The 23,187-nt window shown below is 48.4% G+C and carries 16 protein-coding genes and 1 pseudogene; 9 read left to right on the top strand and 8 right to left on the bottom strand.

What is annotated here, in order from left to right; genetic code table 11:
• Positions 1–65 precede the first annotated feature (65 nt).
• A complete protein-coding gene (locus NDA03_RS16155; RefSeq protein ID WP_190413675.1) occupies positions 66–1,283 on the top strand; it encodes an ABC transporter permease in 1,218 nt (405 codons plus the stop codon).
• Between the two features lie 75 nt (positions 1,284–1,358).
• Positions 1,359–2,123 (top strand): ABC transporter ATP-binding protein, encoded by a 765-nt coding sequence (locus NDA03_RS16150; protein WP_348238581.1) that lies wholly within the window; start codon positions 1,359–1,361, stop codon positions 2,121–2,123.
• Positions 2,124–2,231: 108 nt separating this feature from the next.
• Here the strand turns inward: NDA03_RS16150 and NDA03_RS16145 are convergent, their stop codons facing one another.
• On the bottom strand, positions 2,232–2,753 hold the full coding sequence (locus NDA03_RS16145) for an orange carotenoid protein N-terminal domain-containing protein (RefSeq protein ID WP_348238580.1): 522 nt from the start codon (positions 2,751–2,753) through the stop codon (positions 2,232–2,234).
• A 207-nt stretch (positions 2,754–2,960) separates the two neighbouring features.
• On the opposite strand from NDA03_RS16145, the gene NDA03_RS16140 reads away from it, so the two are divergent.
• On the top strand, positions 2,961–3,266 hold the full coding sequence (locus NDA03_RS16140) for a hypothetical protein (RefSeq protein WP_348238579.1): 306 nt from the start codon (positions 2,961–2,963) through the stop codon (positions 3,264–3,266).
• A 374-nt stretch (positions 3,267–3,640) separates the two neighbouring features.
• The gene (gene aspS / locus NDA03_RS16135) at positions 3,641–5,446 is read left to right on the top strand and encodes an aspartate--tRNA ligase (RefSeq protein WP_348238578.1); all 1,806 of its coding nucleotides are present in this window, start codon (positions 3,641–3,643) and stop codon (positions 5,444–5,446) included.
• Positions 5,447–5,580: 134 nt separating this feature from the next.
• On the opposite strand, the gene NDA03_RS16130 is transcribed toward aspS, so the two are convergent.
• Positions 5,581–5,883, bottom strand: coding sequence for a Dabb family protein (locus NDA03_RS16130; protein WP_348238577.1), 303 nt, complete (start codon positions 5,881–5,883; stop codon positions 5,581–5,583).
• Between the two features lie 382 nt (positions 5,884–6,265).
• Between NDA03_RS16130 and NDA03_RS16125 the strand changes: the two genes are divergently transcribed.
• Positions 6,266–7,915 carry an alpha/beta hydrolase gene (locus NDA03_RS16125; RefSeq protein WP_348238576.1) on the top strand — a complete coding sequence of 550 codons (1,650 nt, stop codon included), beginning with the start codon at positions 6,266–6,268 and terminating at the stop codon, positions 7,913–7,915.
• A gap of 75 nt (positions 7,916–7,990) precedes the next feature.
• Here NDA03_RS16125 and NDA03_RS16120 read toward each other — a convergent pair whose 3' ends face one another.
• The gene (locus NDA03_RS16120; RefSeq protein WP_348238575.1) at positions 7,991–9,553 is read right to left on the bottom strand and encodes a hypothetical protein; all 1,563 of its coding nucleotides are present in this window, start codon (positions 9,551–9,553) and stop codon (positions 7,991–7,993) included.
• Between the two features lie 519 nt (positions 9,554–10,072).
• Between NDA03_RS16120 and NDA03_RS16115 the strand changes: the two genes are divergently transcribed.
• The 4 genes from NDA03_RS16115 (at position 10,073) to NDA03_RS16100 (ending at position 13,758) form a co-directional block, all read left to right on the top strand.
• The gene (locus tag NDA03_RS16115) at positions 10,073–10,756 is read left to right on the top strand and encodes a general stress protein (RefSeq protein ID WP_242028870.1); all 684 of its coding nucleotides are present in this window, start codon (positions 10,073–10,075) and stop codon (positions 10,754–10,756) included.
• A gap of 78 nt (positions 10,757–10,834) precedes the next feature.
• Complete coding sequence (locus NDA03_RS16110) at positions 10,835–11,353, top strand: BON domain-containing protein (RefSeq protein ID WP_348238574.1); 519 nt, start codon at positions 10,835–10,837, stop codon at positions 11,351–11,353.
• Between the two features lie 248 nt (positions 11,354–11,601).
• Positions 11,602–12,162 (top strand): DUF1269 domain-containing protein, encoded by a 561-nt coding sequence (locus NDA03_RS16105; RefSeq protein ID WP_348238573.1) that lies wholly within the window; start codon positions 11,602–11,604, stop codon positions 12,160–12,162.
• A 198-nt stretch (positions 12,163–12,360) separates the two neighbouring features.
• Positions 12,361–13,758, top strand: coding sequence for a TldD/PmbA family protein (locus NDA03_RS16100; protein WP_190434077.1), 1,398 nt, complete (start codon positions 12,361–12,363; stop codon positions 13,756–13,758).
• Between the two features lie 142 nt (positions 13,759–13,900).
• Here NDA03_RS16100 and coaE read toward each other — a convergent pair whose 3' ends face one another.
• The 5 genes and pseudogenes from coaE to NDA03_RS16075 all read right to left on the bottom strand — a co-directional run.
• Positions 13,901–14,491, bottom strand: coding sequence for a dephospho-CoA kinase (gene coaE, locus NDA03_RS16095; RefSeq protein ID WP_348238572.1), 591 nt, complete (start codon positions 14,489–14,491; stop codon positions 13,901–13,903).
• Entirely contained in the window at positions 14,488–16,689 is a 2,202-nt protein-coding gene (locus NDA03_RS16090) for an EAL domain-containing protein (RefSeq protein WP_190425933.1), read from the bottom strand. Before NDA03_RS16090 ends, coaE begins: the two co-directional genes overlap by 4 nt.
• Before the next feature lie 140 nt (positions 16,690–16,829).
• A complete protein-coding gene (locus tag NDA03_RS16085) occupies positions 16,830–17,273 on the bottom strand; it encodes a response regulator (protein ID WP_190683236.1) in 444 nt (147 codons plus the stop codon).
• Positions 17,266–21,258 carry a PAS domain S-box protein gene (locus NDA03_RS16080; protein ID WP_348238571.1) on the bottom strand — a complete coding sequence of 1,331 codons (3,993 nt, stop codon included), beginning with the start codon at positions 21,256–21,258 and terminating at the stop codon, positions 17,266–17,268. The genes NDA03_RS16085 and NDA03_RS16080 overlap by 8 nt, the downstream gene beginning before the upstream one ends.
• A gap of 942 nt (positions 21,259–22,200) precedes the next feature.
• Positions 22,201–23,094: pseudogene (locus NDA03_RS16075) on the bottom strand (glycosyltransferase family A protein); the annotation flags it as partial.
• Positions 23,095–23,187 lie beyond the last annotated feature (93 nt).

The following is a 23,187-nucleotide window of genomic DNA, read 5'->3' as shown; positions in this document are numbered from 1 at the left end:
GCTAATTAGTCATTAGTCAGGTTTCTGATTACCCCTTCTCGATTACCAATTACCGATTACCGAATATGGATATTGTAGAAAGCGTCAAAATGGCTGCCACGACGCTGGTAGCAAACAAACTGCGTAGCAGTCTCACCATGCTGGGCATTATGATTGGCAATGCCTCGGTGATTGCGATGGTGGGAATTGGACAAGGAGCGCAAAGGTTAGCCGCCGAACAGTTTGAGTCGTTGGGGCCAAACGTGCTGTTTGTGGTTCCTGGTTCCCAGAAAACTCGGAATACGACCTTTGAGGTGCCGAAAACGCTAGTTCTTGAAGATGCCAGAGCGATCGCGTCTCAGGTTCCTTCCATCCAAGATGTCGCTCCCCAGATCAATTCCAGACAATTAGTTACCTACCGCAGCAAAAACACCACTACCTTGGTTCTCGGGACAACGCCAGAGTATCTCTCAGCGAGAAGTTTTGATGTGGATCGAGGACGATTTATTACCGATCTTGATATTAAGCGGAGTAATCAAATTGTCATCCTGGGGTCAGAATTAGCAGATAAATTATTTGACAATCAAGATCCGATCGGGCAACAACTGCGGATTAAAAATATCAGCTTTCAAATTGTTGGCGTGATGAAACCCAAAGGTTCGGCGCTGGGAGATAATCCGGATGAAGCGGCTTATTTACCTATCACCACCCTAGCGAATCGGATCGTGGGAAATACGTCTCCCTATGGTCTTGAAGTGACAGCAATCTCTATCTCCGCCAAAGACGAAGCCAGCATTGGAGCCGCTCAATTTCAGGTGGCAAATCTGCTGCGGCTACGGCACAAAATCAACGGTGAAGATGACTTTACCGTTCGCAGTCAAAAAGACCTTTTGGGCATTGTAAACACGATTACTAGCGGCTTGACCTTCATGTTAGCTGCGATCGCTGCTATTTCCCTGTTTGTCGGAGGCATTGGCGTCATGAACATTATGCTCGTCTCCGTCACCGAACGCACCCAAGAAATCGGGCTTCGCAAGGCGATTGGCGCACGAGAGCAAGATATCCTGATTCAATTCATCATCGAAGCGGTAATTCTCTCAGCGGCGGGTGGCTTATTAGGGACTCTGATTGGCGTTGGCGGGATCTCGCTCGTCAGCGCTTTCACCCCTCTGAAAGCTGGCATTTCACCCGTGGCAATTGTTATTGCTGTCAGTGTCTCCGGCGGTATTGGGCTATTCTTTGGCGTCGTCCCGGCGCGACGAGCCGCTAAACTTGACCCAATTGTGGCTTTGCGGAGTGCTTAAAATGGACGAACAATGTTTAGGATTCCTCATTCATCGCTAAAGCTTTTAAACAATTAGCAATTATTCGATTCTTCAATGAGCAATCAACAACTCACTCCTGAGTCCTCAGCCTTCAATCCTTCAAAAAAGCCTGTCGTCATTCGTATGGAGGATGTCACCAAGGTTTACGGGATTGGCGATACAGAAGTTCGTGCCCTTGGTGGTGTGAGCTTAATTGTCGAGGAAGGCGAATATTGCGCGATTATGGGGGCGTCTGGATCGGGCAAATCTACTGCCATGAATATTATCGGTTGTCTCGACCGACCCACCGACGGACGATATTACCTAGATAACGTGGATGTGTCCTCTCTAGAAGATGCTGACTTAGCGGGAATTCGCAATCGAAAGATTGGTTTTGTGTTTCAACAATTCCATCTTTTGCCACAACTAACCGCGTTAGAAAATGTTATGTTGCCGATGGTTTATGCTGGGATTCATAGCGCTGAAAGACGCCAGAGAGCAACCGTTGCTTTGACTCGCGTCGGTTTAGAACATCGACTGAATAACCGACCGAATCAACTATCTGGGGGACAACAGCAGCGGGTCGCGATCGCGCGTGCGATTGTCAACAAACCCGTCTTACTACTTGCGGATGAACCCACTGGCGCACTGGATTCCAAAACGACTGAAGAAGTGATGGATATCTTCACAGAACTCAATACCAGTGGCATCACTGTGGTTATGGTAACTCACGAGCCTGAAGTCGCTCGTCTCACCAAACGCATCGTCTGGTTCCGCGATGGAGAAGTACTGCATTCCCATCTCACCCCAGCAGAGATTGGAAAAGTCGCCGTTTCTTAATTTCTAAAAAAGAGCGTTCAATCCCAAGAACGCTCTTTTTTTATGGCATTTCGGCTCAAATTGTGGGACGCATGGCTGTGCGCCCCTGCGATCGCGTAAGGAAATAATTTACAGGCTGGCAGTCTTACCAGTTTCAGCTTGAGAGGGAATTGGCTTCACGTCTGTATAGCCCATGTTGCTAACGATTGTCCGGAACATGGAAATTTGTCCCTCAAAGTCAAGACCTTCTATTTGACCCATCAGGTCGTTAACGGGGTTATTTGCTTGGTAGTCCGAGGGCACGTCTACGACCGTATCACCCATACCCTGTGCCCAGGCGTACCAAACCATTAACTGATTATTCTCTTTCAAAGCCCCATAAGCATGGGAATATTCTGTGTTTTCGCGATTGACAATTTCTCGCATAATTGCCAACTGGCGATCGTCATCCAAATCAAAAAATTCTCCTAACAGCTTCGGAGCTAGTTCTGGATCGGTTGCAGTTGGGGCAGCGGGAGTAATCGAATCTCCCATTTTTTCATAAACGTAATAAAACCATGCTAGTTTGTCATCCGTGTTCAACGCTTCAAAAGCCTCAACCACTTTTTGAGTTTCATTGGAAAGAGCTTGAGATTTTTGGTTTGTAGTCATAAATTTTATCCAAGAATGAGGTTAATATTTCCAAGAGTTACAAACTTAGTGGGTTAAAATCGCCCTCCAAGAGAGAGAGTTTGACTAACTCAGTTTTGTAGATTGAGAGTCGGGTAAGGATCTATCTCAAGAGGGTCAAAGGAACGGGGATCGCTCCTTTAAAATCTAAATTGCAGATAAAAAAGTCTAAATAAATAGGAGTTACTTATGACTGAAGAAGTGAAACCCGATCCGCAACAAGCGACAACTCAAGATGCCCAGCTAGCTGCCGAACGCATGGCTGCGGGTGAAGAAGCAACGCAAAGTGTCGATTTCGACGCTGACTACGCAGCATCAAAAGAACTTAGCGTCAGTGAAGTTGACCAAAGTGGTGGTGGTTCTCAAGCGGCTGAAGCGGCAACAGGTGCTGCTCGGAAAATGCCCCAGCCAACAGAGATGAAATCCTCACCAGAGGCCCATAGCAATCCGGACGACTACCGGGAAATGGCAAAGGATGTCAATCCCAGGGTTTAAGAAAAAAGCAGCCAATAAAAGCGATAAATCGTGGAAAAAGCGATAGAACTGGATAAACCAGGGAAGTAAAGCCGTATTCACTTAAAAAAAATCAGGATAGCGATCGCGTAGACGATGCCGCAATGATTCGGCTCTAGGCTAGTTTAGGGTCACTGCGACGTATCCCAATCGCTCAAAATGCAAAAATATGGCTCAACCAACGCTTGGTTGAGCTTTAGTTATTTTGGTGCCAATGTCAGGAATTGTTAGGGGTTCCGTAGGTTCAGCCCCTAGCAGTTTGAACAGAATTACAAAGAATGCAGGATAATGGGCAAAGCTTTCACATTTTGTTACCTTTAAATCCCAATCTTTCAGCAAGCATTCGATCGGCAACCATGCGAACCCATTACTGCGGCGAACCTAGAAGCGAACATATTGGACAAACTGTCACCTTGTGTGGATGGGTAGACCGTCGCCGCGACCACGGGGGGGTGATATTTTTAGATTTGCGCGATCGCACCGGCATCGTTCAAATTATCAGCGACCCAGTGCGGACGCCTGACTCTTACGCAGAGGCAGCAAACCAGCGCAACGAATACGTCCTCAGAATTACAGGTCGAGTCAGCAAACGTCCCGAAGACTCACTCAATCCCCGCCTTCCGACTGGCGAGATTGAAATTTACGCAGATAAAATTGAACTGCTCAATCAGGTATACAAGCAGCTGCCCTTCCAAGTAGGGGCAGGAGACACAGAATCTCTGCGCGAAGACTTGCGACTGAAGTATCGCTATTTGGACTTAAGACGCGATCGCATGACTCGCAACCTCCAGTTGCGTCACCAAGTCGTCAAAGCCATCCGTCGCTACCTGGAAGATACCGAAAACTTCATCGAAATCGAAACGCCGATTCTCACCAAATCGACTCCCGAAGGCGCACGGGATTACCTCGTACCCAGCCGCGTCAATCCCAGCGAGTGGTATGCGCTGCCTCAGTCGCCGCAGTTATTTAAGCAAATGCTGATGGTATCCGGCTATGACCGCTATTACCAGATTGCTCGTTGCTTCCGAGATGAAGATTTACGCGCAGACAGACAGCCAGAATTTACTCAGTTAGACATGGAGATGAGCTTCATGTCTCAAGAAGAGATTCTCCAGCTCAACGAAAGTTTAGTTTGCCATATCTTCAAAACCGTAAAAAACATCGACCTACCCCGTCCCTTCCCGCGTCTGACTTATGCAGAAGCGATGGACCGCTACGGGTGCGATAAACCAGACACCCGCTTTGGCTTAGAACTTGTCAACGTTTCCGATTTGCTGAAAGATTCTGGGTTTAAGGTATTTTCCGGCGCTGTCGCCTCTGGCGGTATCGTCAAAGTATTGCCCGTTCCCGGCGGAAACGACGCCTTCTCCAACGTGCGGATTAAACCAGGCGGCGACCTATTTAAAGAAGCTAGCGAAGCTGGTGCTAAGGGTCTTGCCTATATTCGCGTGCGAGATGACGGCGAACTCGACACCATTGGCGCAATTAAAGACAACCTCACCGAAGCGCAAAAACAAGAATTGCTAAGTCGCACAGGTGCGAAACCCGGTCATCTTTTGCTATTTGGTGCGGGCGATACGAATACGGTTAATAAAACCCTCGACAGATTGCGCCAAGTGATTGGTCGCGAACTCGGACTTATCGATCCTGACAAAAACAACCTGCTTTGGGTGACAGACTTCCCCATGTTTGAGTGGAATGCTGATGAGAAGCGCCTAGAAGCGCTGCATCATCCGTTTACCGCTCCCCATCCCGATGATTTGCACGACCTGAAGACAGCACGGGCGCAAGCTTATGACCTGATTCTCAACGGCGTGGAAGTTGGCGGTGGAAGTCGGCGGATTTACCAGCGCGAGGTTCAAGAGCAGGTGTTTGAAGCTATTGGCTTGTCTAAAGAGGAAGCTTATGGCAAGTTTGGATTTCTCCTAGAGGCATTTGAATACGGCACGCCGCCACACGGCGGAATTGCCTACGGTTTAGACCGCTTGGTGATGCTCTTAGCAGGGGAAGAATCGATTCGGGATGTGATTGCTTTCCCGAAGACACAGCAGGCTCGTTGTTTATTGACCGATGCTCCCTCTAGTGTCGATGGAAAGCAGTTGAAGGACTTGCACGTTGCTTCGACATACAAGCCGAAATCCAGCGAAAAAGACAAGCAGTAACTCGCGCGATCGCGACAAAGGTTTAGAGGCGCACAATGAGAATTGTGCGCCTTCAAAATGCTTGGAAAGTAAAACAGAGGCGTGAGGAAAAGATAGCGATCGCTTCCCTATCTTCCCAATTTCTCCAAAGACTATTAAGCTTCAAAATCAAAGATGATGAAATCGTCTAAGCATTCTAATATCGCAGACTTCACTCGTTCGTGTTCCGGATGTGGCAGATAGAAATCGCGGGCATCTGCGCTCTCAAATGTCATCAAAAATCCGTGGTTGTAGCCCTGGTTCAGCCCCTCGTGACTAGAGTAGGCTCCCCCTGCATAGTAGGTAATGCCTGGAATTAATTGCTGAAGTTCACCCAGTTGGTTTAACAAATCTGCAATCTTTTCCTGCGTTATTTCTGGTTTAAATTTGAGCAGAACCATGTGTTGAATCTGAGGCATTTGCTTAGGTTACTGATAGCAGAGTCTCTAAAAGCTTAGCTGGGAACAGAAAGAACATACAGCCAGACGCGATCGCTCTCAATAAAATTCTGTCACAAGCGCTCGCCCCTTAACCCTGCTTCTTTGGGTGCTTGCTGTCTTCAACAAATTCACTCGCAAGACCAAATGGTTCTCAATTATTCTGCGGCTTGTGAGCTGCTTGCTGCACTTGCTCTATGGTTGAAAGTCGCGGCTGTACAGACAAAGGCTACAACCTAACGTCATCCGCTTCGTGCCTGTGAAGAATAAATTGCACGGTATACATCTATAGGGGCGTACAGCCGTGCGCCCCTACAATAATTGCAAGTAGATAGCCAAAAAGCACAAACAAGGAGAAATATTCATGCGATCGCGCTTGAGATGGCTGTTGTCAGTTATCAGCGTCCTCAGTGGTTGCGCCTACATCAGCGGCGCGACCCCTTCTGTACAAGCCGCTCAAACCATCGTGGTTCGGAAAGGCTCCTCTACTGAATCCATTAATATCGCGGATCTCCGCCAGCTTGCGGAAACGGGAACGACCCCATCGTCTCTGAGAAGTTTTGCAAGAAACCTGTCTTCGCAACAAAGAAGCCAAATTCTGTCAGCGCTGAGGGCAAAATTTGATATTGATGTTGTGCAAGTGAGTCGGTTACTCGATACTCAGATTGGCAGCGCGATCGCATCTTCTTTGGCTAGCACAACATCGCGTCAGGATAATGTCGGAGTGCTAGATGTGCGATCGGGACTCGTATTAGGGGCTAGGGCACCAGAAGGACTGTCTTTACTCAGTTTTATCGAAGCTTATCCCCGTCAAACGCTTGATATAGACTTAAGTCGGGCGTTTAAAGTTGTCGAAAATTTTAACAGCGCTTTTTGGCAAACTCAGTGGTTTATGGCAGAGATTGCCCCCCAACTGACTGTCAAGCGCCCCCAACTTAATTTACCTTTCGATCCCACGCTACCGGGAACGGCATCCGTGCAGGTGCTGAACTTGAAACTCAATGATACCCAGCGCCGCCGGGAAATTCCCCTTGATGTTTACTGGTCGGAAGCGGCTTCTCCGGCTAAACCGATAATTGTTCTATCGCATGGCTTAGGTTCGGTTCGCACCGATATGCGCTACCTGGCAGAGCATTTGGCATCCTATGGCTATGTAGTGGCAGCCTTAGAACATCCTGGGAGTAACGAAAGTCATGTGAAGCAGGTAGTTAGAGGCAAAGCTCCCTTATTAGATGCTCAGGAGTTTTTGAATCGTCCCAAGGATATCAGTTTTGTTATCGACGAACTAGAAAAGCTGAATCAAGCCGGGGAACTTCAGGGGAAACTGGCACCCGATCGCGTCATGGTAATCGGGTATTCTCTGGGGGGTAGTACAGCTTTATCGGTTGCGGGTGCCGAATTGCAATTGGCGTCTTTAAAAGAGCGCTGTAAAGGGAATGTAATTTCCTTTAATCTTGGGGAAGCTTCCCAGTGTTTTGCCAGCGGACTTCCAGAAGACCGCTATCAACTGCGAGATCCCAGAGTCAAAGCAGCGATCGCGTTCAATCCCACCACGTCTTTGCTCTTTGGCGAAACAGGTTTAAGCGCTGTGCAAGTCCCCACTTTAATTGAAGCCGCTTCCGCCGATAAGACGACTCCGGCTTTAACCGAACAAATTATTGGATTTTCTAAAATACCCGCTCCAAAATGGCTGGTGGGTGTAGTGGGAAGCACCCATTTAAGTGTGAAAGATCCTAGCACTACCCAAGATCAAGCGAGACAACCAAATACACTTTACACGGGCGGGGAAATCGTCGGCGAACAAGCAGTTGCCATCCGCAGCTACATGAAAGCGATCGCGCTGGCAATGGCAGGACAACTCACCGATGATGCTGCCAAGTACGCAATTTTCCTCACCCCAGAATATGCTCAGTTGGCTTCAACCGATGCTTTCCCGATTCGTCTCGTCACTGAGATTCCACCGGAAGCACAAGCCGTGGTGGACGATTTTCTTGAGAATCAATCCAAGAGATAATTTCGCGCCAAGACGCAAAGACGCTAAGAATAACTTCTTTGCACCTTGGCTCGAAATAAAATCACCGATTACCCACTACTGCAACTTGATGTACTTTTCCACATCTTCAATCTGGGGATCTGGAAACTGAGTTAGCACTTGCCATAAAACCGTGTAACTGCCATCAGCGCGGCGGCTGACGGGACGGAAGGCGACCAGGACATCGCTACTGGGCAATTCTAAAATTTGGTCAAGATAGCGGCGTTGTTCCCTAGAAACGGTACCTCCCGTCTGAACCACTTCCGGCACCTGGAATTGGACTAATCGCATTAAGTAGGTGTGGTTCAGCATCGCTGGTGCATTTGGAGAGAGGCGGTCGATCGAGGATGCGATCGCTCTCGTCTGTTGCACGGGTTCGCTGAAAGCCACCTGACCCAGCTTTCCCGTGATAAACCGCTGTCGATCTACCTGAATCGATGCCAACTGATTCGGCGGACGATAATTCAGGAAAAACTGGCGTGTTTGCGGCGATAAGGCGCGGACTTTCTTCAAGGTGGGATCGAGGTTTTCTAAGGGGACTTCTCCCAAATCCACCATGAAGCCATAATCTAGCCCTTGCTGGGCAATCTCAAAGTTGCCCCCTTCCATCCGAACCGCAAAGCGTGGAGTAAATTCCTCCCCAGGACCAATTCGCACCGATGAGGGAGTAGATTCCTCATCGCTACCGCCGCCAACTCCCCGCAGCAAGGCTGGAAATGGGAAACGCTCTGCTACGCTGGGCGAGAGCCGATTTCCTAGCGGATTCAGTTGTTGACGGTAAGCCTCAGATGGTAAAACGCGGGCAATGCCGGTGTTGGGCTGAGAAAGAAATTCGGTATACAGGCTTGGCTCTTGCCGATACAGGGCGTAGGTGTTGCGTTCGTTTAATTGGTACGTTTCCGCAATATCAGTAAAACGGGCGGAGGGGGGAAATGCTGCCACAGCTTGCCCCAAGAACTTTTTGGCAGTTTGTAGGGTTGTCGCAGTTTGTTGGGAAGGCGCGATCGCTGGCTGAATTGGCGGCTGATAGCCAGAAATCGGTGTCTTTGCCGCTACACCAACGACTGGCGGTTCCGGAGCGGGAAATCTGGGCACTGGAACCGCCAAACGCTGAGGAGGTACGGTCAAAATCGACGGTTGACCAATTGCCAAAGGATTTCCTCTGGTAGGAGCGAGAATGGACTGTCGCCGTTCTAGCACCGGACGCAGGGGCAATAATTGCTGCGTCGAAGCATAGAGAGCGCAGTACACCTGCGCCTGCTCTAAGGTTAAATTAGAGCCTGCCGGGGTAACGCCGTTCGTGCGCGTACACAGCAAAGCAGGATTGGGATATTGGCTCTTGAGAAAGCGGTCTACTTCTCCCTGGTGGAGGAGGATTTGCCCCTCCGCCGCAAAAGCCGGGTAGGGTTCGGGAGACGCACTCGCTCTTTCGATTCGATTAATTAAATTGATTTGAGTTTGTACCAATCGCTGAGCTTGGGTCCAGAAACTTTGATCCGAAGCTGAACTCGAAGGGATTTGGCGGCTTACACCCAGCCTTTGGGACTCTGCCTGCGCGATCGCCTGTCCGGACACCAAGCTTAGTAGGGAAGACACAAAAATTAATAATAAGTACCGCATCTGAAACTCCTCAATCTGACAACTTGATAAAACAACCCAGTAGACCTTATTTATACTTCCCTGTTTTGACCCAAAAATTAAAGTCCTCTGTTTTTAATAAAATCATTGAATAGGAGAAAAATTTTTTTGTCTATCACTTCTTGCGCTTCCTATTTAACAGTCTACAGAACTCTAACTATTTGTTTTCTTTTTACTAGCGTTTCCTAATATATGTTTTTTTGTTAAGAAAATAAGCTTTTGTTTCTCAAACTCTTACTGTGCTTGCTAGTTGAAGGCCCCTAAAAAGATTGTTAATAAAGAGCAGACGGTCAAAGTGCAACTCCCTCAATTAGTAACGATCTAATTCCTAAGGAAGATGGGGAATTGCAAAAAACTAGAAAATTGGAGATTGAAGTTATATCTGAAGATTGATGGCTTCGGTCAAATAAAAAGCAAGAATTGAACTGTTACTGACAGACTAATGCTGCTGTGTTAGTAACACAATTTGGTTAGGTTCAGTGGCAATCGGAGAAAACACTGATGTTAGGACAACATAAGCGTGCTGTTGGCGTATTTTCAAACTATCGAGACGCCGAAGTAGCACTGACTGAACTAAAAAATTCTGGTTTTTCTATGGACAACGTGTCCGTAGTAGCTCGTGACGCGGACAAAGGAAACGACATTGCTGGTGCCGATGTAAGCGATCGCGTTGGCAATAAAGCCGACGAAGGTGCGAAAGCAGGTGCCGTCACCGGCGGTACTTTGGGCGGTCTAACAGGCTTGCTCGTTGGTCTGGGAGCCTTGGCAATTCCGGGACTTGGCCCTGTCATGCTAGCGGGAGCAGCAGGTACCGCTATTGCTACAACCCTTTCTGGCGGTGCCATTGGTGCAGCCGCAGGAAGTCTTTTAGGTGCATTAATCGGTTTGGGAATTCCTGAAGAAAGAGCCAGACACTATAGCGATCGAGTATCCCGTGGGGATTATTTAGTAATGGTAGACGGCAGCGACGACGATATCCGTCGTGCCGAAGCGATTCTCAGTCATCGGGGAATTCAAGATTGGGGTATCTACGATGCTCCTGCCACCAATACAACCACTACAACGACAACTCGCACATCTGATATTGCCGATCCCAGTGGTACTTATCAAACTCCAGTAGTTGATACAACTCCACGCACGGATACCCCGGTTCAAATTATCGACCGTCGGGAACAGACTCTTTAGGCTGATTTGAGAACGATTGAATGGGGTGGAAGGAAAAATACTTCCACCTCTTATCTGCTCGAAGTGAGGAATTGAAAAATGAACAAGTTTTTAACATTACTGTTTAGTGGCGTCTTGTTAGTGAGTGTTGCGGCTTGCGATAACAACGAGAAAACGTCTCCTGGAGCGGATTCTGATTCAAGTCAGACTTCTTCGCCTGCTGCAACCGGAGCCGCCAGTCCAAATGCCAGTGCCCCAGCATCACCCTCGGCTGATGCTTCAGCACAACCCGATCAAGGCGCGAAGAATGATGCATCGAGTGATGTCCGCAAAAGACAGCTAGAATCTGATATTCGGGCACGCGAGCAACGCAATAATGCTGCTGGCGACCCCCTAAAAAGAGCTGATAGCGACTTGGAAAGCGAGGTTCGTAGCAAGTTAGAAGCGAACTTGCCCAGCAGCAAATTAGAAATTGATGCTAAAGACGGAGCTGTAACAGTTGTAGGAACTGTAGAAAAGCCAGATCAAGTGGCAAAAATAGAACCGTTGGCGAAGGAAATCAAGGGTGTTAAGACAGTAGCTGTTCAAGCGAAAGTTGCCCCAGCGCAGAAACAGTAACTTTACTAGAACTTACGGACTGGAAACCAGGAAATCAATTTCCTGGCTGAAAGCCTAAGTCAGTTTAAACTGACTAAAAAAACTCAAACCAATCCATTTCATGGCTTTGAGCGATGAAGCTGGAACTTTAGTGGGCTTTAGTTCACGGCAACTGGATAAGTCCTGTGTAATAACGGTGAAACTGTAATTTGATTTCGCTTGTGGCAAAATCACGAATAGATTCCTAAAGAGTTAGAGAGGAAAGGGTAATGGTGCTTACTCAGCCAAAACGAGCTTTTGGCGTGTTCTCAAGCTTGCAAGATGCAGAAGGCGCAATTCAGGAATTAAAAGCCGGTGGGTTTCCAATGAATCAGGTTTCTGCAATCAACAAAGAGCCTGAGCCAGTATCCCCGCCACCGGCTTCTAAAGCGCAAGAAGGCACGACCATTGGCGCGATCGCGGGTGGTGCAGCCGGAGGCGTCTTGGGTTTGGCGCTGGGACTAGGCACCATTGCCGCCATTCCCGTATTAGGGCCAATTAGCATTATTGGGGTGGCAGCCACGGCTTTAGCGACTACTTTAACCAGTGGTGTGATTGGTGCAACCGCAGGCGGCTTATTAGGTGCCTTGACTGGCTACGGGATTCCTGATGAGCAAGCCGCAATTTACAACGATCGCATTCATCATGGGGACTATTTCTTGATCGTTGAGGGCACAGAAGCAGAGGTGCGTCAAGCTGAAGCAATTCTCAACCGTTGGAACGTCCAAGAATTAAGAATTTACGATGCTGCGGCATCACCACCGCCATCCATCAATGAAATGCCTCTTTAATATTAGAGATTCTTGTCCAGGTAGTAACAGGTGCATCTGGCTTTAAAAACCTCTTTTCCTAGCGAAAAGGGGTTTTCGTATTTTGTATCTCTATTGATTACCATAACCTCCCCCGCTCCACGTTTCCTGCTTCCAGTGGCAAGGTGCGACCAAATAATTGCACAATGGAAGCAGTTTATTAATGTTGCTGCAAGACAAATGCCGACCTTACTGGCTGATGCCAAAAACTTGCTCGCCGACTTAATCGCTCGTTACTCACCTCAAGTCGATTATTTGGCAGTTCGGATAGAAGAAGCCGAAGGAACTGATATCTTTTTGCGCGGCGATAAGGTCGAAACCCTCACTGAAGGCATCTCCATTGGTGGACAAGTCCGGGCTTGTTACCAGGGCGGCTGGGGCTTTGCCAGCTTTAATCAGCTTTCTACCTTAGCAGACCGAATTGAAGAAGCGATCGCTGCCGCTCGGATTATTGGCGATGAAGAAACCCTGTTGGCTCCGATTGAGCCAGTACAGGCGACTTGCCAACTTCCCCTAGAAGGCAGCGATCCGCGAGAGATATCGCTGGAAACCAAGAAGCAATTGTGCGATCGCTACACTGAAATCCTCAAAAGCGCTAGCCCTTCAATCACCACCACCTCTGTGCGCTACAGCGACAGTTCCCAGCGAATTATCCTCGCCACCTCAGACGGAACGCTGATTGAGCAGTCTTGGGTAGATATGGAAATGCGCTTTGCCGCCACTGCGCGGAATGGCGAAACCGTGCAAACTGGACGCGAAACGACTGGCTCCCGCAAAGCCTACGAAGACTTAACAAATTTGGACGATCAGGTTCGGAGTGCTGCTCTCCGTGCCGTGAACGCCCTCTCTCTGCCTCCTGTGAAAGGCAATACCTACACGGTCGTCATCGACCCCATTCTCAGCGGTTTATTTGTCCATGAAGCTTTTGGGCACCTTTCAGAAGCAGACATGGCTTATGAAAACCCGGATATCTTAGAAGTGATGACCCTGGGACGCCGATTTGGACCCAAAGAACTGCAAATCTTTGACGGTGCTGCTCCTCCCGGTCATCGTGGCAGCTACTTATACGATGATGAAGGGACGCCTGCTACCACGACTCAGCTAATTAAGGATGGCATCTTAGTTGGACGCCTCCACTCCCGCGAAACTGCTGGAAAGCTGAGCGAAGCCCCCACTGGCAACGCCCGTTGTCTGAATTACCACTATCCCCCCCTTGTTCGGATGACGAATACTTGGATTGAGCGGGGTACAACGCCCGTGGAGGATTTATTTGCAGGGATCAAAGAAGGTGTCTACGCTCGTAACTGGCTGGGTGGTATGACAAATGGGGAAATGTTTACTTTCTCCGCCGCTGAAGCTTGGATGATCCGCGACGGCAAGATTGCCGAACCCGTTCGGGATGTGACGCTTTCGGGGAATGTTTTCAGCACCTTGGCGGATATTGAAGCAATTGGGGATGATTTCTACTGGGATGAATCCGGCGGCTGCGGGAAGGGAGGTCAGAACGGCTTGCCAGTCGGTTGTGGCGGGCCAAGTCTCCGCATTCGCAATGTCATTGTGGGAGGCGATGCAGAATAGTTAAAAATTAGAAATTTCGTCAGTGTCATGAAGTTTTCACGATTGGAATGACCTAAACCTCGGCATTCTTCCTTTCAAGAGACAGAGAAGAAGTCAAGATATAGACGATAAAAAACTCATGACACTAACAACTCCCACATTTTTAATTTTTAATTTTTAAGTGCGTATCTACCTGTTTGAGCAAATCTTCAAGCGTAGAAGAATTATCTAAAACTACATCAGCGCGATCGCATTTCTCCTGAATGGGCATTTGGCTAGTAATCCTGGCTTGCGCTTGTTCTAAAGTTAAGCGATCTCGCTTGATTAATCTCTGAAGTTGATGTTGTTCGGAACAGTATACGACCCAAGTTTCCGTACACAGAGTCGTCATCCCCACTTCAAACAGCAAAGGCACCACCAACACTACAGTCGGATGCGAGTTGAGTGCTTGCATTTTTTCAATCATGCGATCGCGCACGTAAGGATGAATCTGTTGCTCTAGCCAACGCCGCTCTTCGGGCGAATTAAAGACAATATTGCCCAGCTTTCGGCGGTCAAGCGTTCCATCCGGTAGCAGAATATCGGCTCCGTAACGCTTAACAATTTCGCCGAGAATCGGCGAACCCACTTTTACAGCTTCTCTAGCATAAATATCCGCATCCAAAACCGGCAAATTGTAGTGACTGGCAAGATAATTTGAGACAGTTGTTTTGCCAGTACCAATGCCTCCCGTCAGACCAATAACGCGCATCATGAATTAACTTGCAACTGTGCCAAAATCAACTGTCCCGCAGCCCCATTATCTAAAGGTTTCGAGAAAAAATATCCCTGTCCTCGTTCGCATTGCAATGCCTTGAGTTGTGCCAACTGTTGAGCCGTTTCTATCCCCTCCGCCGTCACACTCATTCCTAAATTATGAGCCAACGCCACGATTGCCTTGACAATCTCTGCATCCTTGCCACCCGCTCCCATCCGGTTCACAAAAGAACGGTCAATTTTCAATGTATTAACGGGAAAGCGGTGCAGATAATTCAAGGATGAATAACCCGTACCAAAATCATCAATCGATAATTGAATATTTCGATCTCGCAATTGCCAAAGCAGGATGGCGGCAGCTTCAGCATTTTCCAGCAAGCAGCTTTCAGTAATTTCCAACTTTAAATAGTGTCCATCTAAGCCAGTCTCCCCCAAAATACGGTCAATCTGCTCAATCAAATTTGGTTGCGAAAACTGCTTACCAGAGAGATTCACGCTAATTGCCAAACCCTGAGTCGTAGAATACTGCTGCTGCCAAACTTTTAGCTGACGGCAAGCTTCGTTCAATACCCAAGTACCCAAGGGAATAATCAGACCCGTATCTTCTGCCACAGGGATAAACTCGCTTGGGGGAACCATGCCACGAGTCGGGTGATTCCAACGCACCAGAGCCTCAAAAGCCTTAATTTTACCCGTCGCCAGCTCGACGATTGGCTGGTAGTAAAGTTGAAATTCCGTAGCGATAATCGCTCGTCGCAGATCCGTTTCTAACTGCAAATGTGCCACGGCAAGGGTATGCATGGCCCGATGGAAGACAACATAGCGACCTTTACCCTCTAACCGGGCATGATACATAGCCGTGTCGGCTGCCCGCAGCAGGTCTTGCGGACGAGGCAAGAGGTTATTGTGAGAGGATGCAGAAGGACAAAGCGGCATAGGGGCAGATTCTTTCCGAACCGGCTCCCATCCCTCTTGTCCCTTTCCGGCAAAGGCAATCCCGATGCTAGTCGTGGTGAATACTTCGCGCCCATCCAAGTTAAAAGGCGAATTGAGTTCCCGCTGGATCTGCTCGACAACGCGAATCGCATCGCTAACATCGTGAATATCCTCCAGCAGAATTGCAAATTCGTCTGTGCCAATCCGAGCTAGGGTGTCCGTGGGACGGAGACAGGTCATTAGTTTGCGAGCTGTAGCGATGAGCAGTTGGTCGCTTACCAAGTGTCCTAGACTATATTTGACCATCTCGAAGCGATCCAAATCCAGAAACAGAACAGCAAATAAACTATCTTTGTATCGTTGGGAATGCTTAATCTGGCTGGCAAGACGTTCGAGAAATAAGGTCCGATTTGGCAAACCGCAAAGCGAATCGTAGAACGCATGGTGTCGCAGTTGCTCCTCGGCTTGCTTGCGCTCAGTAATGTCGTGGCAGTTGACGACAATCCCCTGCACCGCCGGATCGTTCAGGAGGTTAGTGGTGACTGCCTCGAAGATCCCCCAAGAGCCATTGCGATGCTGCACGCGATACTCACCGAGTCGCTGAGTCACATTGGGATTTTGAATCGAATTTTTCAGCCTTTGCTTAACCAGTAGCACATCCTCTGGATGAATAAATGTCAAAGCATTTTTGCCTATGAGTCCATCGGGTGCGTATCCTAGAATCCGATTGACAGAGGGACTCACATAAGTCACTTGACCGCTGGCGTTAACAATGATGATGATGTCGGTCGCATTTTCGATCAGCGCTCGAAATCGTTGCTCGCTCTCTTGTGAAGCGGCGATTAATCTGGTTTTTTCCACCTCAGTCTGCCGCTTTTGGTCGCGCATTTGTTTGGCTTGTAGGGCTTGCGCTACTGCCGATCCTAGCCGCATCAGACGGTCTTTCAGTAGATAATCCGCTGCCCCTTGCTTCATGCACTCCACTACCACTTCTTCGCTCACCGTGCCCGTGATCACGATGAACGGAATATCTAAGCCGCGCTCTTGCAAAAGTTGTAGCGCTCTGAGGGCGTTAAACTGAGGCAAGCTATAGTCAGCCAAAATCAGCTCGATACCGGGATGCAGTTGGGCGAGGTAGTCGGCTTCTGTCTCTACACGCTGCCAGTCGGGTTTAAAGCCAGCCAAACGTAGTTCGTGCAAAGTTAATTCAGCATCAGCCAGGGAATCCTCAAGCAGTAAAATCTGGAGCGGAGCGGACATGATGACCTTCTTGTAAGCAAGGGAATTGAGCCGTGGGCGGGGTTACACCACTGTTCGCTTTTAGAGAGCGTGCAGTCTGAATTATGAGGTGTTGAGCGTAAATTTAATTGCGGTTTTTAGAATTTTTAGCCTGAAGAATGCTAGCGGCTTGGCAGCTGGTTTAACAGCAGCCAGTACAAGCCTAATTGCTGCACTGCTTCGGTAAACTGTTCAAAGTTCACCGGCTTAACGATATAACTATTGACGCCCAACTGGTAACTTTCTACGATGTCGCGTTCTTCGTTTGACGAGGTGAGGATGACGACTGGAATCATGCGGGTTTGGGGGTCAGATTTGAGGCGTTGCAAGACTTCCAAGCCGTCTACTCTGGGGAGTTTGAGGTCGAGGAGAATGACTTTGGGGTAGTTTTCCGGATAGCGATCGCGATAGGCACCTGTCCGGAAAATGTAGTCTAAGGCTTCCGCACCGTCGCGGGCAACTTGAATGCGATCGCCAAGGTTGTGCTTTCGCAAAGCATAAAGTGCTAATTCTAGGTCGTTGGGATTGTCTTCGACCAGCAAACAGTCTGCTGTGCGCTCACTCATGAATATTTCCCTCTGCCAGGGTAAAGTAAAATGTTGTGCCTTGGTTAACGCCTGACTCAGCCCAAATACGTCCGCCGTGGCGATGGATGATGCGCTGCACGATCGCGAGTCCGACTCCGGTTCCTTCGTAATCTTCCGCACGATGCAGCCGTTGGAAGACGCCAAAGAGTTTATGAGCGTATCGCATATCAAAGCCTGCGCCGTTGTCTTTGACGAAATAAACGACAGTGGTTGAAAAGTCATTTGTCTCTAGTTCTGGGTCATTCGTAAATGACTGATGACGATAGCCAATTTCAATCTGGGCGACTTCCCGACCGCGCGTGAATTTTAGAGCGTTTGTCAGCAAGTTGACAACTACTTGCTTAAGTAAAGCAGGATCGCCTTCGCAGGCGGGTAAATTGCCGATATTTATTTCAAATTGGCGATTTTGCTGTTCGTGCCATAAGTCTGCCAGTACTTGACGTACCAAATCAGCGATCGCTACAGTTTGTTTTCTCAGTGGCTGGCGCGAAAGGCGCGAAAATGTCAGCAAGTCATCAATCAGCTGTCCCATTTGCTGAGCATTATCCCGCACCAGTTTCTGGTAGCGTTGGGCTTCCGGATCGAGTTGTTCTAGATATTCTTCCAGCAAAATCCGCGAAAATCCGTTGATAGCACGCAAGGGCGATCGCAAGTCGTGAGAGATGGAATAACAGAAAGCTTCTAACTCTTGATTTGCAGCTTCCAGTTGCGCGGTTCGTTTGATGACTCGTTGTTCAAGTTCCGCGTTCAACTGTCGAATTGCTTCCTCTGCCTGGACTTTTTCGGTAATGTCGGTGCAGGTGCCGATCCACTCTCGCACATCGCCGTCTTTTGATAATACTGGAACCCCACGGACATTGAAGTAGCGGTAAATACCATCAGCACGCCGCAGCCGAAACTCAGTGTCATAGAGGCTTTTCGTTTGGATAGCGTTAGACCACTGCTCGGCAATGCGATCGCGATCGTCTGGATGGATGGCATCTAGCCAGTGCCAGCTTAGTATTTCTGCCTCGCTTTGACCCGTATAGGCTCTCCAATCCGGTTGATCCGTCACAACCTCACCTTGGGGGTTGGAAGTCCAAACCATCTGTGAGGTCGCCCGTGCCAAAGAACGATATCGTTCCTCACTCTGCCGCAACGCTTCCTCAGCCACTTTTCGTTCGGTGATGTTGCTGACTAAGGCAATAAATCCTTTGACTTCACCGTGTTCCCCAAAATGTGGCAGGTAAGTAGCATTGACCCAACGCATCCCTCCATATTCATAGGATATAGGGCTTTCGTAGGTTACTTCCTGCCCGGACAATGCTGCCTCGACATACGGCTGAATTGCCTGATAAGCCGAGTCCCCTAAAATTTTTCTAATGGGCTGTCCGATGACTTCCGCCTGAGATTTGCCGAACCATTGTTCGTAAGCCCGATTGTTAAAGTGATAGCACTGTTCCGAATCGACATAGGCAATCAGCACCGGCAAAGCATCTGTAATCAAGCGCAGTTGATCTTCACTCTGTTGCAATGCTGCCTCTGCTTGCTGGCGTTCCAGAGCAATTCCCGCAATTTGGGTCGCAATCTCGGTCAGATATAACTCATCCTGATTCGGTCGCCTCGCGTCGGGATGATACATTACAAAAACGCCTAATACCTTACCGTTACTGGAAAAAATAGGCGTAGACCAACAGCTTTGCAGTTGATGGCTTAATGCCAAATCTCGGAAATCCGCCCAAAGGCGATCGCTCTCAATATCTGAGACAATCACGGGTTTACCGAAATACGCTGCCTTACTACAGCAACCAAAACCAGGACCAATCGCGATACCATCAATCGCCTGAGTGTAGCTTTCGGGAAGGCTAGGAGCGACTCCATGCCGTAACTTGTTCTCTTTTTCGTCAACTAGCAGAATCGAACAAAAGCCCTCACCGGATTGGGTCTCGATAAACCGAGCCAAAACATCCAGAACATCACCCAGTGCTGCGCCGGTGGCAATCATTTCGAGTACCTGTTTTTGCCCTGCGATCAGCGCCTCAGCTTGCTTGCGTAGCGTAGCGTGCCGCAGGCTTTCGCTGATGTCTATCATCGCGCCGATCATCCGCACTGGATTCCCCTTATCGTCATGGGCGATAAATCCCCGATCGATCGCTAAGGCATAAGAGTTGTCGGCGCGACGGTAGCGGTATTCATCCGACCAGATTTGTCTTCCACTGTCAATTGCAGCATGAATCCCACTGACAACCCGCTCTCTGTCTTCTGGATGTATATTTTCGTACCACCAACTGGCATCAAAACCTACTTCAGTTTCCGCATAGCCGAAGAGTTTTTGCAAGGATTCGTTCCACTCTACGCGGTTTGTCAGTAAATCCCAGTCCCAGATTGCATCGTTGCTGGCTTTAGCGACGAGGCGGTAACGGGTTTCGCTTTCCCGCAGCGCTTCCAGAGCGCGATTGCGTAGCGTAGCGTGCCGCAGGCTTTCGCTAATATTGGCGAGGATGCCAATGCTGCCGCTCATCTTGCCATTGACATCTTGCAGCAGGGCTGTCCAGAGGCTAACGTCAATCAAGGTGCCGTCTTTCTTTTGGCTGCAAAATTCCCTGCCACCGCTACCACGATGTCCCTCGCCCTGCAAGTCAGCCTGAAGCAAAGCATGGAACGCTTCCTGTTGATCTGGGGGGAAAATCGGCAGCGGATAGCCGACAACTTCTGCTGATTTCCACTCAAAAAGACGCTCAGCCTCTGGATTCCACAGGGTGACGTTCCGATTAACATCGAGCGTTACGATCGCTAACGGTGAAGTTTCAATCAGGGTTTGCAGCGTTTGATTTGTGGTTAATAGGGCTTCTTGTGCCTGTTTTTGCTCCGTAATGTCGCTCAGGGTGCCGGACGTACCGATAATTGTCCCGTCGGGAGCCAATGTTAATTTGGCGTGTCCTTCCAGCCAGCGATAGTCGCCGTTTGCACTCAGATATCTCGCCTGATACCGATAAAATTCTTGCTGGCGTTCAATGAGGGAGCGAAATTCTTCGCGGTGTTGTGGGCGATCGCTTGGATGAACAAAATCGATTAAATTCTTACCGATACTTTCTTCGAGGGCGAAGCCGGTAATTTCTTTCCAGGCGGGATTGAGAAATGTCCAATATCCAGCTTCATCAGTCTGGAATAGCACCTGTGGCAGGCTGTTCACCAAGGAGCGATATTTTTCCTCTTGCTCTTGCAAGGAGGTTTCTGCCGACTGGCGATCGCGCTCAGAACGTTCTAGCGACGCCGCCATCGTGTCAAAAGCACCCGCCAATTCCCTGACTCCGAAACCGTGAGTCACCCCGCTACGAACGCTCAAATCGCCTTCTGAGAGCTGCTGCATTGCCTTCAGGAGCGCCTTCACCCGACGCAACATCAACACCTCGCTACCCACCCAAGTGGCAGCGATCGCTAACACGGCGACTAATCCTATGCCTGCTAAGTTGCGGTACAACTGCCGATCCGCAGCAGCAACGGCGACGGTTTCGGGGATGCCCGCTGACACGTAGAGGTTGCAGCGATCACCCTGATTCCTACAAGTGCCCTCCAAGGGCGCGATCGCATACATGCGCGTTACACCATCCACGCCGGAAGCCTCCACCGTGCCTGCCCTTTTTTGCGTCAGCATCGTTTTAACCAAAGGTGCTTCCGGTGCGGCTTGCCCGACCCAGGTTTCGGGGTTAGGATAGCGAGCTAAAATTATCCCTTTGCTGCCAATCAAGCGCTCTTGGTTAGCGGTAGCTACCCTAGCCATCTGTAGCACCTCTGCCTGAATTTGAGTTGTTTGGTGTCGGCGTTCCTCAAAGTTTGTGTATATCAACGCCAATACCAGGACGACAACCAGCAATACCAAGCCGATGAGGCGCGATCGCAGTGAAACTGCGTATGTTTTTGCTTTTCGCAAATTCGGTTCAACAGAGTTCGGTAATTTTGATTGCGATCGCTTAGGCCAGCCCATTCTTCAACAATTTCCTTTTGTGCAGGAGCAAGGCTATACCCCGGTGAATGGCTGCCGCTTCGCTAAGGGCTTTTTAAAGCTTGGGGTGAGATGAAACATAATATAGCAATCCTATTTTAGTTTTGAGATGCTAGTGTTTCAGCTACCCAATTTTTTTACAAAAGTCGGGTATCTCGCTTCACAAATTATTTAAAACGACAACATCTCAACATCAAAGAGTGATTCAAGCAATATTATTTAGAAGTTAAAAAAGGCGATTGAGGTAGAGGGACAGAGAAACAATATTTTTCCAAATCTTGAAATGTACTACTTCCCTATTCAATCCTTAGTTTTGCCTTCTGGTAATCTGTATAGCACTAACCTGCGAATCAAGGGTTCTTTATGATGACGCTGCCGCAATAAGATAACTTTTACTAATAATTTCCAGGCAGCAAAGGAAAATATAGCCGGGAATGCCATTTGAGACGCGATCGCCAATTTTCCTTGCCGAATCGCTAAAAACCCTGCACGCAGTTTGAAATAAGCTTGCCAGTCTTGAAGGTTGGAAATAGTAGATTGGTGTTTTTCGCTAACTAAAGCATAGATTTTTTCCATCACTAGAATATTTTTATCTAGTAACCGATTTTGAATCGGGGGTTTCTTACTAAGAGATTGAGGAAAATCCGTTATCCCGAAAATCTTCCATGCACCTAGCGAAACGACACCATTTACAGCCATTTTAATAGCGCTGAAAAATTCTCCTTGCTTGAAAGCAATCCGGCTACAGCGGAATTTTAGAGAAATGCGTAATTCTTGAAGTTGTGCTGTTTTAAACCGATTCTTTGGAACGATGGAGCCATGAATAGATTCCGAATAAGGAATCGATTTAGACAGCGAACTATTGGCATCAACTTGCTTTTGAGCCAAGAAGACTTGCCGAGGATTCGATAGATTATTAATTACTAAAATCTTCCATGCACTTAGTGAAAAAACTGAGGGAAATGCCATTTTAATAGCACTCAATATTTTTCCTTGCTTGAGAGCTACCAGACTCCAATGTAGTTTAAGATAAGCTTGAATATTTTTAATTGGTGGAGTTTCAGCACGGTGAGTTTCACTCACCAAAGCATAGATTTTTTCCTTCATCAAAATATTAGTATCCATCCTCGTTTTAAGAGGAAACTTTTGATTGTAAGCTCCAGGCCAAATTGTGCGATAAGCAAGGCACTGATTTACAAAAACAGCATCTCCAAACTGGGCAATTTTGATCCAAGAATCAATGTCATCAAAGTTCGCATCTAAGCTAGAATCCCAGCCGCCGGATTTCAGAAAAGCCCAACGAGCGAAGACAACTTGAATGGGAGTGCCAAAAGGGATAAGTTCTAGTAGCATCCCAAAATGAAGGTCTTCTTGGGGAATAGAGAAAGCTTTGCCGGGACCAATTTGTCGGGTTCTGTAAAGTTCGACCTCGTTGACATCAACCTGCGCCGCCTGACAAGAGGCAATGACAGCGTTTGGACACAGCGCGATCGCCCGATTCATTTCCTCTAGAAAATTCGGTGCTAAATAGTCATCATCATCAACCGGCTTAATCCACTCGCCTTTAGCAAGCTGCACTCCAGCATTCATCGTCGCCGAGTGACCCAGGTTAATCTGATTGCGGTGATAAACGAGGCGTTCGTCACCTTTGGCACGAAGCGCTGCCACTAAACCGCTTACATAGGCTTGGGTGCCATCCGAGGAGCAGTCATCCGCAACAATGACTTCACAGGGGAATGTTTGGGCAAGAGAAGTGTCAATTGCCCGTTTTAGCAAGGAAAGGCGATTATAAGTCGTAATAACGATGCTGAATTTCATCCCAGCTCCGCTTGGGATACTTCAGCCAAAGGTATCCTATCTTGATGCAAAAGAGAAGGTGGAGATTACTAGGTTTGCAAAGATTTATAGTAC

Origin of the sequence: Trichocoleus sp. Lan (assembly GCF_039961855.1) — a bacterium.
Classification (GTDB): Bacteria; Cyanobacteriota; Cyanobacteriia; order Cyanobacteriales; family FACHB-T130; genus FACHB-T130.
This window is presented reverse-complemented; position numbering and strand designations above follow the sequence as displayed.

Coding starts and splice junctions, on each gene's coding strand:
- NDA03_RS16085 (WP_190683236.1), bottom strand. CDS start 17,273: ATGAGTGAGCGCACAGCAGACTGTTTGCTGGTCGAAGACAATCCCAAC.
- NDA03_RS16105 (WP_348238573.1), top strand. CDS start 11,602: ATGGTGCTTACTCAGCCAAAACGAGCTTTTGGCGTGTTCTCAAGCTTG.
- NDA03_RS16125 (WP_348238576.1), top strand. CDS start 6,266: ATGCGATCGCGCTTGAGATGGCTGTTGTCAGTTATCAGCGTCCTCAGT.
- NDA03_RS16130 (WP_348238577.1), bottom strand. CDS start 5,883: ATGCCTCAGATTCAACACATGGTTCTGCTCAAATTTAAACCAGAAATA.
- aspS (WP_348238578.1), top strand. CDS start 3,641: ATGCGAACCCATTACTGCGGCGAACCTAGAAGCGAACATATTGGACAA.
- NDA03_RS16080 (WP_348238571.1), bottom strand. CDS start 21,258: ATGGGCTGGCCTAAGCGATCGCAATCAAAATTACCGAACTCTGTTGAA.
- coaE (WP_348238572.1), bottom strand. CDS start 14,491: ATGATGCGCGTTATTGGTCTGACGGGAGGCATTGGTACTGGCAAAACA.
- NDA03_RS16110 (WP_348238574.1), top strand. CDS start 10,835: ATGAACAAGTTTTTAACATTACTGTTTAGTGGCGTCTTGTTAGTGAGT.
- NDA03_RS16090 (WP_190425933.1), bottom strand. CDS start 16,689: ATGTCCGCTCCGCTCCAGATTTTACTGCTTGAGGATTCCCTGGCTGAT.
- NDA03_RS16150 (WP_348238581.1), top strand. CDS start 1,359: ATGAGCAATCAACAACTCACTCCTGAGTCCTCAGCCTTCAATCCTTCA.
- NDA03_RS16140 (WP_348238579.1), top strand. CDS start 2,961: ATGACTGAAGAAGTGAAACCCGATCCGCAACAAGCGACAACTCAAGAT.
- NDA03_RS16120 (WP_348238575.1), bottom strand. CDS start 9,553: ATGCGGTACTTATTATTAATTTTTGTGTCTTCCCTACTAAGCTTGGTG.
- NDA03_RS16100 (WP_190434077.1), top strand. CDS start 12,361: ATGCCGACCTTACTGGCTGATGCCAAAAACTTGCTCGCCGACTTAATC.
- NDA03_RS16155 (WP_190413675.1), top strand. CDS start 66: ATGGATATTGTAGAAAGCGTCAAAATGGCTGCCACGACGCTGGTAGCA.
- NDA03_RS16145 (WP_348238580.1), bottom strand. CDS start 2,753: ATGACTACAAACCAAAAATCTCAAGCTCTTTCCAATGAAACTCAAAAA.
- NDA03_RS16115 (WP_242028870.1), top strand. CDS start 10,073: ATGTTAGGACAACATAAGCGTGCTGTTGGCGTATTTTCAAACTATCGA.